The organism is Massilia sp. YIM B02443 (genome assembly GCF_030411955.1).
GTDB lineage: Bacteria > Pseudomonadota > Gammaproteobacteria > Burkholderiales > Burkholderiaceae_D > Telluria.
Genome location: NZ_JASNRA010000006.1, coordinates 75,610 through 89,555 on the forward strand (window position 1 = coordinate 75,610; position 13,946 = coordinate 89,555).

Below are 13,946 nucleotides of genomic sequence, written 5' to 3' on the forward strand. Positions count from 1 at the left end.
CTTAGCATAGTCGATGGAACATACATTCCAAAATATATGTATTTTGTAGTTACAATGATGTGCCAACACGTGTAAATCGGAAAATCCCGTCGTTACTTTGTAACTTTTTCATGTCGCCGTCGTAATAAAGCTTGTGCAAGTGTGCCAATGCCTCACCCAATGCAAAGCTGAGTTGGTGGGCGTCGAGCGGACGCCGGAACATGACGGGGACAATGTCCATCGCCGATTGCGGAGTGCTGCAAACTTGCAACACTTCAGCCAGGCGCGCCGCGTGATGTTCGCGCAGCTGCGCGATGCGGGTATGCAGCCCGCGGAACGGCTTGCCATGCGACGGCAGCACCAGCACGTCGTCGGGCAGGCCGGCGAACTTGTCCAGCGAATCGAGGTACAGCTGCAGCGGATTGCCGTCCGGCTCGACCGCGAACACCGAGACATTGGTCGAGATGCGCGGCAGCACCATGTCGCCCGAGATCAGCACGTTCAGCTCGGCGCAGTACAACGCCGCGTGTTCCGGTGAATGGCCGAAGCCGGTGATCACGCGCCAGCGCCGGGCGCCGATGCGCACTTCCTGCCCGTCCTGCAGGCGGGTGTAGGCGTCGGGCACCGCCGGCACCAGCGAGGGATAGTAATTGCGGCGGCTGCGCATCTGGTCCAGCAGCGCCGCGTCGACCAGGCCATGGCGCTCGAAGTGCGGGATCGCCGACGGCCCGTCCACGCCCGGCAGCGCCGCCGCCATCATGCGTGCAAAGCCGAACTCGCCGGTAGTGATCCAGAACGGCGCCCCGAAGCGCTCGCACAGCCAGCCGGACAGGCCGACGTGGTCAGGATGGCAATGGGTGGCGATCACGCGCACCAGCGGTTCGCCTTTCAAGCCGTCGGCGAACACCTGTTCCCACGCGGCGCGGCTGGCGTCGGTGCCGGCGCCGGTGTCGATCGCGCTCCAGCCGGCGCGGCCGTCGACCTCGTCCTGCAGCAGCCACAGGTTGACGTGGTCGAGTGCGAACGGCAGCGGCATGCGCGCCCAGCGCAGGCCGGGCGCGATCTCGTGCAGTGCGCCCGGCGCGGGAATCAGGTCCGCGAGCGGATAGGCAAGCTGGGCTTCGAGCGGGTTCATGGCAATCTTTCGTGTGCGGAGCAAATTCATCGCGCTACAATGCGCCTGCTACCGACAGTTAACGTAAACGGAAAATGCGTTCTGATTTTAGCGATTTCATTTGTTCTTTGCTATCCCTCTAACAATCATGGCTACTTTTACCATCGCCGAACTGGCGCGCGAATTCGACATCACAGCACGGGCGATCCGTTTTTACGAGGATCAGGGCCTGCTCAGCCCAATGCGCGAAGGCGTCGGCGGACGCAACCGCGTGTACACGCCGCGCGACCGTACCCGTTTGAAACTGACGCTGCGCGGCAAGCGACTGGGGCTGACGCTGTCCGAAATCAAGAGCATCGTCGATATGTACGAGTCGCCCAAGGACACCGCGGCCCAGATCGACCGCTTCCTCGGCGTGCTGGCGCAACAGCGCCTGACGCTGGAACAACAGCGCGCCGACATCGAGATGGCGTTAGAAGAAATTTCCGCCCACGAGGAAGAATGCCGGCGCCTGCTGGCCGAAGACGAGGCCGGCCGCGACGCCGCCTGAGCAACCACAAGTCACATTTATCCCTCACTTTGGTTGACGTTTACGTTAACGTCACAGGCGAGTATGATGATCGCTCATCGGCGCCCTGCCCCAACACCGTTCATCGTGAGGACGACATGCTGCACCTTCCCGGCTTGACCTTTGACCATGGCGAGGACATCGCCGCCTTGCGCGAAGCGGTACAGCAGTTCGCCGCCAGCGAAATCGCCCCGCGCGCGGCGGACATCGACCGCAGCGACCAGTTCCCGATGGACCTCTGGAAGAAGATGGGCGAGCTGGGCCTGCTCGGCATCACCGTCGGCGAGGAATACGGCGGCGCCAACATGGGCTACCTGGCGCACATCGTCGCCATGGAAGAAATCTCGCGCGCCTCGGCCTCGGTCGGTCTCTCCTACGGCGCCCATTCGAACCTGTGCGTCAACCAGATCAAGCGCAACGGCACTGAAGAACAAAAGCGCAAATACCTGCCGAAGCTGATCTCGGGCGAGCACGTGGGCGCGCTGGCGATGTCGGAGCCGAACGCCGGTTCCGACGTGGTCAGCATGAAGCTGCGCGCCGACCTGAAGGGCGACCGCTACGTCCTGAACGGCACCAAGATGTGGATCACCAACGGCCCCGACGCCGACACCCTGGTGGTGTACGCCAAGACCGACCTCGAAGCCGGCCCGCGCGGCATGACCGCCTTCCTGATCGAGAAGGGCTTCAAGGGCTTCTCGATCGCGCAGAAGCTCGACAAGCTGGGCATGCGCGGCTCGCACACGGGCGAACTGGTGTTCCAGGATTGCGAAGTGCCGTTTGAAAACGTGCTGGGCGGCGTCGGCCGCGGCGTGAACGTGCTGATGTCGGGCCTCGACTTCGAGCGCACCGTGCTGTCCGGCGGCCCGCTCGGGATCATGTCGGCCTGCATGGACGTGGTGGTGCCGTACATCCACGAGCGCAAGCAGTTCGGCCAGGCGATCGGCGAGTTCCAGCTCATGCAGGGCAAGATCGCCGACATGTACTCGACCATGATGGCGTGCCGCGCCTACGTGTATGCGGTGGGCCAGGCGTGCGACCGCGCCAATTCTCCGGAAGCGGTGCGCGCGCTGCGCAAGGACGCCGCCGGCGCCATCCTGTACAGCGCCGAGAAGGCGACCTGGATGGCGGGCGAAGCGATCCAGACGCTGGGCGGCAACGGCTACATCAACGAATACCCGGTCGGCCGCTTGTGGCGCGACGCCAAGCTGTACGAGATCGGCGCCGGAACCAGCGAGATCCGGCGCATGCTGATCGGCCGCGAGCTGTTCGGCGAGACCATGTAACTCTTTTCGGAGACCACTACCATGAACGATCCCGTTGTCATCGTCGGCGCCGCGCGCACCCCGATGGGCGCCTTCCAGGGCGATTTTTCCTCCAAAACCGCGAGTGACCTCGGCGCCGTGGCGATCAAGGCCGCGGTCGAGCGCGCCGGCGTCGCGCCGGACGCTGTCGAACACGTCTACTTCGGCAACTGCCTGATGGCCGGCCAGGGCCAGGCCCCGGCGCGCCAGGCGCTGATCAAGGCCGGGCTGCCGCTGTCGACCGGCGCCGTCACCCTCTCCAAGATGTGCGGCTCGGCGATGCAGGCCGCGATCTTCGCCCACGACCAGCTGGTGGCCGGCAGCGCCGACATCGTGGTCGCCGGCGGCATGGAGTCGATGACCAATGCGCCCTACCTGATCCCGAAGGCGCGCGGCGGCTACCGCATCGGCCACGCCCCGATGTTCGACCACATGATGATGGACGGCCTGGAAGACGCCTACTCGCGCAACGAGAAGACCGGCGAAGGCCGCTCGATGGGCACCTTTGCCGAAGAGTGCGTGGCAAGCTATCAATTCACGCGCGAAGAGCAGGATGCCTTCGCCATCGCCTCGGTCAAGCGCGCCCAGGCCGCAGCCAACGGCGGCGGCTTCGACTGGGAGATCGCCCCGGTCAGCGTCACCAGCCGCGCCGGCGAAAGCGTGATCGACAAGGACGAAGGTCCGCTCAAGGCCAAGGTCGACAAGATCCCGTCGCTGAAGCCGGCGTTCAAAAAGGACGGCACCGTGACCGCCGCCTCGTCGTCGTCGATCAACGACGGCGCCGCCGCTCTGGTGATGATGCGCGAATCGAAAGCGAAAGAGTTGGGCCTCACGCCGATCGCGCGCGTGCTGGGCCACGCCACCTTCGCCCAGGAACCGAACCTGTTCACCACCGCCCCGATCGGCGCGATGAAGAAGCTGTTCCAGAAGACCGGCTGGACCCCGCTAGATGTCGACCTGTACGAGATCAACGAAGCCTTTGCCGCGGTGCCGATGGCCGCCATGCGCGACCTCGGGATCCCGCACGACAAGGTCAACGTGCACGGCGGCGCCTGCGCGCTGGGTCACCCGATCGGCGCCTCGGGCGCGCGCATCATCGTCACCCTGCTCGGCGCGCTCAAGCAAAGCGGCGGCAAGCGCGGCGTGGCCTCGCTGTGCATCGGCGGCGGCGAAGCGACGGCGATGGCGGTCGAGCTGGTGTAATTGGTGTCATCAGCCACGCGCGGCGATGATGAACGATCCATGCGACCATTAAGGCATTGCGTCGTCAATCCATTCACAAGGAGTTCATCATGCCTACCGTATTGATCATCGGCGCCTCGCGCGGCATCGGCCACGAGATGGTCCAGCAATACCGCAGCGACGGCTGGCGCGTCATCGCCACCGCGCGCAAGCAGGAAGACTGCGACGCGCTCGCAAGCATGGGCGCCACCGCCCACCAGCTCGACGTCACCAGCGCCGATTCCATCGCCGCCCTCGGCTGGCGCCTGGACGACGAAAAGATCGATAGCGCCTGGCTGGTGGCCGGCGTGTACGGCCCTTCCCACGGCAGTTTCCCGACCGGTCCCGAGTTCGACGCCGTGATGCACACCAACGTGCTGGCGGCGATGCGCCTGATCCCGATCGTCGGCCCGCTGCTGGCCGACACCCGCGGCAAGCTGGCCGTGCTGTCCTCGCGCATGGGCTCGATCGGCGAGCGCAGCGACACTTCGGGCACGCTGTACCGCGCCAGCAAGGCGGCGCTCAATTCGGTGCTGAAGGACGCCTCGATCACCTACGGCGCGCAGGGCGTGACCTGCGTCGCCTTCCACCCGGGCTGGGTCCAGACCGACATGGGTGGCTCGGGAGCCAGCCTGACGCCCGAGCAGAGCGTGCGCGACCTGCGCGCCACGCTGGCCAGGGTGGATGCCGGCGCCAACGGCAGCTTCCTGAACCACGACGGCGCGCCGATTGCCTGGTAACGGTTTATATCGTTAGCGGCGCGCCCGGAACCATAACGAGAATAGTCGAGACACCATGATTCTGAGCGAAGAACACCAGATGATCCGCGACGCCCTGCGCAGCTTCGCGCAGGAGCGCCTGGCGCCGCAAGCGGCGCGCTGGGACCGCGAGCACGTTTTCCCGAAGGACGAATTGAAGGAGCTGGCCGCGCTGGGCGCCTTCGGCGTCGCCGTGCCCGAGGAATACGGCGGCGCCGGCCTGGACTACGTGGCCCTGGCGCTGGTGCTGGAAGAGATCGCGGCCGGCGACGGCGGCACCTCGACCATCATCTCGGTCAACAACTGCCCGGTGTGCAGCATCGCCATGATGTACGCCAGCGAAGCGCAGAAGCAGCGCTGGCTGCGGCCATTGGCCAGCGGCGAACTGCTGGGCGCCTTTGCCCTGACCGAGCCGCATACCGGCAGCGACGCCGCCGCCCTGCGCACCACGGCCACGCGCGACGGCGACGAGTACGTCATCAACGGCAGCAAGCAGTTCATCACCAGCGGCAAGTACGGCGACGTGGCGATCGTCATGGCGGTCACCGACAAGGCCACCGGCAAGAAAGGCATCAGCGCGTTCTGGGTGCCGGTCGACACGCCCGGCTACATCGTGGCCGGCATCGAGCAGAAGATGGGCCAGCATTCGTCGGACACGGCGCAGATCGTGTTCGACAATTGCCGCATTCCGCTTGCTAACCTGATCGGCGAGGAAGGCATGGGCTACAAGATCGCCCTGTCGGGCCTGGAGGGCGGGCGCATCGGCATCGCCTCGCAATCGGTCGGCATGGCGCGCGCGGCGTATGAGGCGGCGCTGGCGTATGCGAAAGAGCGCGAGAGCTTCGGCAAGCCGATCTTCGAGCACCAGTCGGTGCAGTTCCGCCTGGCCGAGATGGCAATGAAGATCGAGGCCGCACGCCAGCTGATCCTGCATGCGGCGGCGATGAAAGATGCGGGCCTGCCGTGCCTGAAGGAAGCGGCGATGGCCAAGCTGTTCGCGTCCGAGATGGCCGAGCGCGTGGTGTCCGATGCGATGCAGGTGTTCGGCGGCTACGGCTACGTGGCCGATTTCCCGGTCGAACGCATCTATCGCGACGTGCGCGTGTGCCAGATCTACGAAGGCACCAGCGACATCCAGAAGATCCTGATCGCACGCGCGCTATGAACGTGCAGATCGTTCCGCTCGAGCCGGAGTACCTGCCGCAGCTGTTCATGTATCTGGACAAGCAGTTGCAGGAAAATGGCCGCGATGGCGCGCCGGTGTTCCAGCCGCTGTCACGCGAGAACGCGCGCCTGCCGCCCGTGAAGGCGGCTTCGTTTGCCGGCGGCCTGTCGATTGCGCTCGGCCAGCCGGGCTGGCGCCGGGTCTGGATCGCACGCGACGCGCATGGCGCCATCGCCGGCCATATCGACCTGCGCGCACGTCCCGACCCCTTGTCCACCCACCGCGCCATGCTCGGCATGGGCGTGCATCGCGCCTACCGCCGCCTTGGACTGGGCCGGATGCTGGTCGATACCGCGCTCGCCTGGACCCATGCCACCTTGATGCTGGACTGGGTCGACCTCGACGTGCTGGCGGGGAATCACGCGGCGCGCCGCTTGTACGAGCGCGCCGGCTTTATCGTCACCGGCGAAGCGCCGGACCTGTACCGCATCGACGGCGAGTCGCACGGCTCGGTCACCATGAGCCGCAGGCTCAGGTAACGCTTATGTAACTGCCGCCTCCAGCAGCGTGATGGTCTGCGCCTGCGTGTCGAGCCTGGCCTGCAGGCCGAGCGGCAGCGTGCACTGGTTGCGGATATGGCCGATCGAATAGCCGGTCACCGCGGGTGTCGTCAACGGATGCAGGTGCAGGCCGAGCGTGCGCTCGAGCGTGAGCGAGACGTCTTCGTGTTCCGGGCCGCAGTTCTCGCAGATGCCGATCACCACCGCCGCCGCATTCCGGAAGCCTCCCGCCAGGTCGAGCTGGGTCATCCAGCGGTCGATGCGGTAGGGCGCTTCGTTGACCTCTTCCAGGAACAGGATGCTGCCGCGGATATCCGCCGCGTACGGCGTGCCGGCCAGCGCCGCCACCATCGACAGGTTACCGCCCATGAGCGCTCCGGTGGCGACGCCATGGGTGTGGGTGTGGATGCCGAAATGCGGCTCGCGCACGGCCTGTGCGGCGTTCTCCGGCGACATCGTGATCGTGTACTGCGGCTGCGGGTCGGCCAGCACCGCCATCATCCGCGCGCGCGAATAGTCGGTCATCGTCGACGAAGCCACCGGGCCGTGGAAGGTCACCAGGCCGGCGTGCCTGTGCAGCGCCAGGTGCAGCGCGCTGATGTCGGAGTAGCCGAGCAGGATCTTCGGGTGGCGCCGAATCAGGCCGTAGTCCAGGTGCGCCAGCAGCGAGATGCAGCCGGAACCGCCGCGGATCGGCCAGATCATGCTCACCTCGGGGTCAAGAAACATCGCGTGCAGGTCGGCCACGCGCTGTTCGACCGAGCCGGCGTAGTTGCCGAAGACTTCGCGCAGATATTTTCCCTGCTTGACCTTGAGGCCGAGCGATTCGATGTTGCGCAGCGCCTTGTCGATGGCGCGCTCGCTCGTGTAGCCGCCGGGCGCGATCAGGCCGACGGTGTCGCCGGGACGCAGGCGTGGGGGTTTGATCAGCTTCATGGGGCCTGGACGGCGGCGCGCTGCTGCGATGCCTGGTGCAGTGACAGAGAAAGCGGCGGCGGTAAATGCGCCGAAACTACGACGGCTGATTTTCATAACTACATTTATAACACCGTCGTCCCCGCGAAGGCGGGGACCCAAGTTCTGCTAGCGCAGACGAAAGGCATGCAAACTTGGGTCCCCGCCTGCGCGGGGACGACGGGTGAAGGTGCGGGTCAGAAGAACTTGTAGGTCGCCATCAGCGTGAACGAGCGCCCGCGCGGATCGGCCACCCGCGGTTCCCAGCTGCTGCCGGCGCCGGTGTTGCTGTCATACGTGATAGCAAACGGCGGATCCTCGTCCATCAGGTTCTTCACGCCGGCCGTCAACGTCAGGTTCTGGAAGCCGGTGTAGTTCACCGTCAGGTTATAGATCGAATAGTCGTCCACCTTGGCGTTGTAGTTCGCCGGCGTCACCTTGCCGCTGGCCACGCCCGGCAGCACCTGGTCGGTGTAGCCCGAACGGTAGATATTCTGCAGCATGCCGCTCCAGTTGCCGTACTTGTAGGTGGCGTAGGCGCTGTGCTTCCACTTCAGGCCCAGGTCACCCGTGAACAGGAAGCGCCCGACTTCGCTCTCGCCGAACGGCGCATCGGTGGTGGCGCGCGACTTCTTCTCGAGCAGGCGCGAGCCGTCGATGCCGATGCTCCACTGCGAACCGGTACTGAACTTGCCGTTGAAGCGGGCGCCGACTTCGACGCCACGCGTGATGCGTTCGCCCGTGTTGATCCAGCGCTGGTCGATGCCGAGCAGCTGGCCGGTCACGTCGTCGCGCACGAAGGCGTCCTGGAAGTACGCATAGTTCGCCACCATGGTCGCCAGGTTGAACGAGTCGATCGTGTTCTCCTTGCGGATCTCCCACAGGTCGGCGCTGGCCGAGAAGAAGTTGGACGGTTCGAACACCACGCCGATGCTGCCCTGCCTGGCGGTCTCCGGCCCCAGCTCGGGACGGCCGCCGCTGGCGGTTTCCGGGTTGACCGCTTCGCAGCCGGGGCGCGCCGTATCTACCTTGCCGCCCGGGCAGGTGGCCGGGTCGGCCAGGTCCTTGCCGGCGTATGGCGTGATGGTGATGCCGTTGAACAGCTGGTTGAACGACGGCGCGCGGAAGCTCTCGTTGTACGAGCCGCGGAACATCAATGACGCCAGCGGCTGGTAGCGGAACGAGACCTTCGGATTGGTGGTGACGCCGAAGCCCGTGTAGTCGTCGCGGCGGATGGCGAAGGTCAGTTCCAGCGCCTGCGTCACCGGCACCAGCACCTCGGCATATACCGCCTTGATGTCGCGCTTGACCTTGTCGAGCGCATTGACGTCGTCGAACGGCGCATTCAGGATCGCGCGCCGTGCGGCGATGCTGCGCTCGTCGCCGTTGAACTTGTATTGTTCGCGCCGCAGGTCGATGCCGACGGCGGCCATCACCGGGCCGGCCGGCAGCTTGAAGAGTTCACCCGACACCGCGCCATCGAGCTGGGTCATGATGGTCTTGCCGCCGTACAGCGTGACGCCGGCTGCGCTGGTCGAGGCGATCAGGTCCAGCGCCTGCTGGCTCTGGGTCTGGCCCGGCAGCAGGAACGGGTTGATGATGCCGCTGCCCAGCGCCTCGGCCAGCGGCTGCGTGTAGTTGTAGCCGCTGCCCAGCAGCGACTTCGATTCGCTGGTGGCGCGCGACAGGCCCACGCGGTAATCGAACGTGCGGCCGAACAGGGTCAGGGGACCGTCGGCGCCCACCAGCAGGCGGCCGGCTTCGGTCTCGGTCTGGATCTCGCGGTTGCCGCACTCCATGCAGCGCCAGCGATAGGCGATCGGCAGGCCATAGTTGGCGGCAATCGACGGGAACACCGCCACCAGCCGGTTGTAGACGTCGTTGTAGGCGGCGCCGCTGCTCGGGTAGAACGAGTTCGGGCCGAAGGTCGAGGACGACGGTGACACCTGGTTGGGCGAGAAGCGCTTGGCCACTTCGACGCGCGAACCGACGGCTTCGGCGAACAGCTGGTGCTGGCCGACGTTGAAGGTGGCGCGCGCCAGCGCATTGCTGTTCTTGACCGGCTGCTGCAGCACGGCCGCGCGCCCGGTGTCCCAAGCGCAGCCATAGGCGGCGCCTGGCGTGTCCCACAGCAGTTCGTCGTAGGCGGCCATGCCGTCGAAGCTGTTGCAGCCGGCGCCGCCCGGCAGGTCGAGCAGGCTGATGCCGTTGTAGGCGACGCTGCCGCCCGGCAGGGTCGGGCCGGTGCCGCTACGCGACAGCAGCGATGGCCCTAGCGTGGTGGCGAAGATGTTGGCGTGCGGCGTGCCGCGCGTGTCGACCGAGACGCCGCGGTTCGACTGGAAGGTGTTCACGAAATCGCGCTGGTCGCCGCGCAGCGCCTTGTTCTCGCTGTGCGCGGCCGTCACCAGCACGTTCCAGCCTTGCGTATCGAGGTCGCCCCAGCCGCCGGTGAGCGAGACGCGGCCGATCTCGCCGCCGCTTTCCTCGGCGACGTCGGTAAACGCTTGCGCTTCCAGGCCCTTGTAGTTCTTGCGCAGGATGAAGTTGATCACGCCGCCGATGGCGTCGGTGCCATACACGGCGGAAGCGCCGTCCTTCAGCACTTCGACCCGCTCCACCGCCGCCATCGGGATCGAATTCAGGTCGACCGCCGAACCCTTCATGCCGTGGGTCGCCACGCGGCGGCCGTTGAGCAGCACCAGGGTCGAGTCGGCGCCCTGGCCGCGCAGGTTGGCCGACGAGGCGCCGTTGTTGCCGCGCTGGGCGCCCGAGGTGACGTCGGCGTTCGAGGCCAGGTTGTCGGAACCGTTGCCGTTGATGTTGAGGGTGGCGATCAGCTGTTCGGCGGTGACGATGCCCTGGTCTTCGAGCTGTTTGCGCGAAATGATTTCCACCGGCAGCGCGCCTTCCTTGGCGATGCGCTTGATGCTCGAGCCGGTGATCTCGACCCGCTGCATCGGTGCCTCGGCCTGTGCCTGCGCCATGCCTGGCGCAACGACGCCCATCAGGGCGATCAGCCCTGCCAGTTTTTTCATCTTCACGTGTTTCTCCTGTTTCTTTGGACTGAGCGATGCCGGATCCAGATTACGCCGCCGAAATCGGCGTCATCCAATGAATTCCGTTGAGTCCAGTATAACCAGCAGGAATGTTTAATTTAGGAAAAACACAACGAACCTAGCGCACGCCTCCGACCATGCGTGCTCTTTGCGCAACATCGACATCGAGGTAGCGCCATGTCGTGAATTCGACCGGGTGGCGTTTGTAGTTTTTCAACCACGGATGGCGCAGATCGCCCGACAGCACATGGGTCAGCGGCACCCACGGGTTGTAGGCGTGCAGCAGCTGGTTCATCTCGAAATACAGTTTGCTGCGCACCGGGCCGTCGGTCAGCGCGCGCGCCTGTTCGTAGCGCACGTTGTAGGCCGGCAGGTCGAAGCGCGCATAGTTGGCGCGGCCGGCATTCGGGCCATACAGCAGCTGGTAAAAATTGTCGCCGTCGGGGAAATCGGCAATCCAGTTACTCTCGAACATCTGCACGGTGCCGAGGCGCGAGGCCTTGATGATCTCGGTCTTCTTGTCCGACCTGAACACCACGCGCAGGCCGATCGCGTTCAGGCACTTGCGCCACAACTCGTCGCGCAGGCGCCCGCCGACGGTGGCTTCGCTGTACATGGTGAGCGTCAGCGGCTTGCCGTCGGGCGCGCGGCGGAACCCGTCGCGGTCGCGCGCCCGGTAGCCATGGCGGTCGAGCAGCGCGTTGGCCAGCGCCGGATCGTACGGCACCGGGCTGCGGTAGCTGGCGTCGTAGCCCAGCACGTTCGGCGGCAACGGCGATTCGGCCTTGATCGCGAAGCCTTTCTTCAGCAGCGCGATGTCTTCCACGCTGTTGTACGACAGCGCGATCGCGCGCCGCAGCGCCACCCGTTCCTTGCCGTAGCCGCCGACCACGGGATCCTTCATATTCATCCACATGTAGTAGGTCTGCAGCACCGGAAAGCGCGACAGCACGATGCCGCGCGCGGCCAGCTCGGGTTTCAACGCGCCGCCTTGCACCACCATCTCGGTCATCGACTCGGGGATCTGCTCCAGGTAGTCGTATTCGGCGTTCAGGAAACCCAGCATGCGGCCCTGGAATTCCTCGGCGATGCGCACCTCGACGCGGTCGACGCGCGGCAGGCGCTGGCCTTCCAGCGCGGCGGCGATGGCCTGGTCGTGCGGGTCGTTGCCCGGCGTCGCGTGGAACACCGCCGTCGAATGGGGATTCGCCAGCAGGACGATGCGGTCGCTGCGCTTCCACTCGCCAATCATGAACGGACCGGTGCCGACCGGGTGGTTGCCGGCCTGGCCCGGATAGGCCTCGATCACTTCGCGCGCCACCACGCCGGTGGCCGGCGTCGCCAGGTAGAACAGGAAGTTGTTGTCGGGGTGCCTCAAGGTGATGCGCAGCGTATGGCGGTCGAGCGCCTCCAATCCGGCCACGCCTTCGAACATATACGCCCACGGTGACCTGAGCGTCGGATCGGACAGACGTTTGAGGCTATAGACGTAATCCTCGGCCGTGACCTCACGCTTCACACCCTTGAACGCCGGGTCGGGCGTGAAATGGATGCCGGGACGGATGCGGAAGGTGTAGCGCAGGCCATCCTTGCTCACCTCCGGCATGGCGGTCGCGGTATTGCCGCGCAGCCTGGCCGGACGCGCCAAGTAGTCGTAGCGTAGCAGCGGGTCGAACAGGTTTTCCAGCAGCGACAGGGTGGCGTTGTCGGACGCCACCGCCGGATCGAGCCCGGTTTCGCTGGTGGACAGGAACATGCGCAATACTTTTTCCTGGCGCGGCGCCACGGGTTCCGCCGCCTGCGCGGTCAGGCAGGTCAGGCACAACAACAAGGTGGCGGCGTAGCGAAATGTCATCAAGTCAGGTCCGGTCTGGCAATGCCTATCATATGCGCCGCGCCCCGCGCGAGGCAACAAAAGCGGTCCCCACATCATTTTTGAACATGGCACTGGTGCATTCTTTCATCTGTGCAGCTTGCTCTCGGCCTATACTCTCCGCTGCACATCAGGCCTCATCCCGCAGACACACTATGGCACTTACCTATATCTGGACCGGTTTCTTCCTGGTCGGCTTCCTGGCAGCACTGGCGCAATGGATCTTCCTCGGCGATACCGAGATCTTCAAGCGCATCATCGACGGCACTTTCGACTCGGCCAAGATGGCGGTGATGGACATCGCCCTGCCGCTGGCCGGCGTGATGACCTTCTGGCTCGGCATCATGAACGTGGGCGAAAAGGCGGGCCTGATCAACGTGTTCGCACGCGCCATCGCGCCGTTCTTCTCGCGCATCTTCCCCGGCGTGCCGAAGGACCACCCGGCCAACGGCCACATGGTGATGAACTTCTCGGCCAATATGCTGGGCCTGGACAACGCCGCCACGCCGTTCGGCCTGAAGGCGATGGAGTCGCTGCAGTCGATCAATCCGAACAAGGACGAGGCCAGCGACGCGCAGCTGATGTTCCTGGTGATCCAGACCTCGGGCCTGACCATCATCCCGCTGGCGGTAATGGCGCAGCGCGCGGTGCTGGGCGCGGCCAATCCGGCCGACATCTTCATCCCGACCCTGATCGCGACCTACACCGCCACCATCGCCAGCATCATCGCGGTGGGCATCCGCCAGCGCATCAACCTGCTCGACCCGGTGGTGTTCGGCTGGATCGGCGGCACCACGGCGCTGATCGCGTCGATGGTGTTCAGCTTCACCTACTTCCTCGACAAGGCGCAGATCCAGCTGGTGTCCACCGTGGTGGCCAACCTGGCGCTGTTCAGCGTCATCGCCGCCTTCATGACGGCGGCCGTGATCAAGAAGGTCAACGTGTTCGAGGCCTTCATCGAAGGCGCCAAGAACGGCGTCGAGACCTCGATCAAGATCATTCCCTACCTGGTCGGGATGCTGGTGGCGATCAGCGTGGTGCGCAATTCCGGCATCCTGGGCCAGGTCGTCAACGGCTTCGCCTGGGTGTTCGGCGCCCTCGGCCTGCAGACCGATTTCGTCGGCGCGCTGCCGACCGCGCTCATGAAGTCGCTGTCGGGCAGCGGCGCGCGCGCCATGATGATCGACGCCATCAACACCTACGGCGTGGATTCCTTCGTCGGCCGCCTGGCCAGCATCCTGCAGGGCGCATCGGACACCACCTTCTACATCATCGCCCTGTATTTCGGCTCGGTCGGGATCCGCAAGACGCGCTATGCGGTCAGCTACGGCCTGCTGGCCGACCTGGTCGGCATCATCGCCGCGGTGTTGGTGGCGTACCTCTTCTTCGGTTGA

Annotated in this window: 11 protein-coding genes; 7 read left to right on the plus strand and 4 right to left on the minus strand. The window is 65.4% G+C overall.

From position 1 onward, the window contains the following. Nucleotides 1-49: 49 nt before the first annotated feature. Nucleotides 50-1,114, minus strand: coding sequence for an MBL fold metallo-hydrolase (locus QPK27_RS08395; protein WP_290417770.1), 1,065 nt, complete (start codon nt 1,112-1,114; stop codon nt 50-52). A gap of 127 nt (nt 1,115-1,241) precedes the next feature. Between QPK27_RS08395 and QPK27_RS08400 the strand changes: the two genes are divergently transcribed. The 6 genes from QPK27_RS08400 (at nt 1,242) to QPK27_RS08425 (ending at nt 6,645) form a co-directional block, all read left to right on the plus strand. Next, complete coding sequence (locus tag QPK27_RS08400; RefSeq protein ID WP_290417771.1) at nt 1,242-1,643, plus strand: MerR family DNA-binding transcriptional regulator; 402 nt, start codon at nt 1,242-1,244, stop codon at nt 1,641-1,643. A 116-nt stretch (nt 1,644-1,759) separates the two neighbouring features. After that, complete coding sequence (locus tag QPK27_RS08405; RefSeq protein WP_290417772.1) at nt 1,760-2,944, plus strand: isovaleryl-CoA dehydrogenase; 1,185 nt, start codon at nt 1,760-1,762, stop codon at nt 2,942-2,944. Nucleotides 2,945-2,965: 21 nt separating this feature from the next. Beyond that, on the plus strand, nt 2,966-4,165 hold the full coding sequence (locus QPK27_RS08410) for an acetyl-CoA C-acyltransferase (RefSeq protein ID WP_290417773.1): 1,200 nt from the start codon (nt 2,966-2,968) through the stop codon (nt 4,163-4,165). 89 nt (nt 4,166-4,254) lie between these two features. Next, nucleotides 4,255-4,923, plus strand: a complete 669-nt coding sequence (locus QPK27_RS08415; protein ID WP_290417774.1) for an SDR family oxidoreductase — start codon at nt 4,255-4,257, stop codon at nt 4,921-4,923. 55 nt (nt 4,924-4,978) lie between these two features. Further along, nucleotides 4,979-6,106, plus strand: a complete 1,128-nt coding sequence (locus QPK27_RS08420; RefSeq protein WP_290417775.1) for an acyl-CoA dehydrogenase family protein — start codon at nt 4,979-4,981, stop codon at nt 6,104-6,106. Continuing rightward, nucleotides 6,103-6,645, plus strand: a complete 543-nt coding sequence (locus tag QPK27_RS08425) for a GNAT family N-acetyltransferase (protein ID WP_290417776.1) — start codon at nt 6,103-6,105, stop codon at nt 6,643-6,645. Before QPK27_RS08420 ends, QPK27_RS08425 begins: the two co-directional genes overlap by 4 nt. Before the next feature lie 3 nt (nt 6,646-6,648). On the opposite strand, the gene QPK27_RS08430 is transcribed toward QPK27_RS08425, so the two are convergent. From QPK27_RS08430 to QPK27_RS08440, 3 genes are all read right to left on the minus strand, one after another. After that, nucleotides 6,649-7,602 (minus strand): LD-carboxypeptidase, encoded by a 954-nt coding sequence (locus tag QPK27_RS08430; protein WP_290417777.1) that lies wholly within the window; start codon nt 7,600-7,602, stop codon nt 6,649-6,651. 215 nt (nt 7,603-7,817) lie between these two features. After that, nucleotides 7,818-10,658: a TonB-dependent receptor domain-containing protein gene (locus tag QPK27_RS08435; protein ID WP_290417915.1), complete on the minus strand. Its 2,841-nt coding sequence runs from the start codon at nt 10,656-10,658 to the stop codon at nt 7,818-7,820. Between the two features lie 139 nt (nt 10,659-10,797). Continuing rightward, entirely contained in the window at nt 10,798-12,534 is a 1,737-nt protein-coding gene (locus QPK27_RS08440) for an ABC transporter substrate-binding protein (RefSeq protein ID WP_290417778.1), read from the minus strand. Nucleotides 12,535-12,707: 173 nt separating this feature from the next. Here QPK27_RS08440 and QPK27_RS08445 point away from each other — a divergent pair, with 173 nt between their 5' ends. After that, nucleotides 12,708-13,946 (plus strand): nucleoside recognition domain-containing protein, encoded by a 1,239-nt coding sequence (locus tag QPK27_RS08445; RefSeq protein ID WP_290417779.1) that lies wholly within the window; start codon nt 12,708-12,710, stop codon nt 13,944-13,946.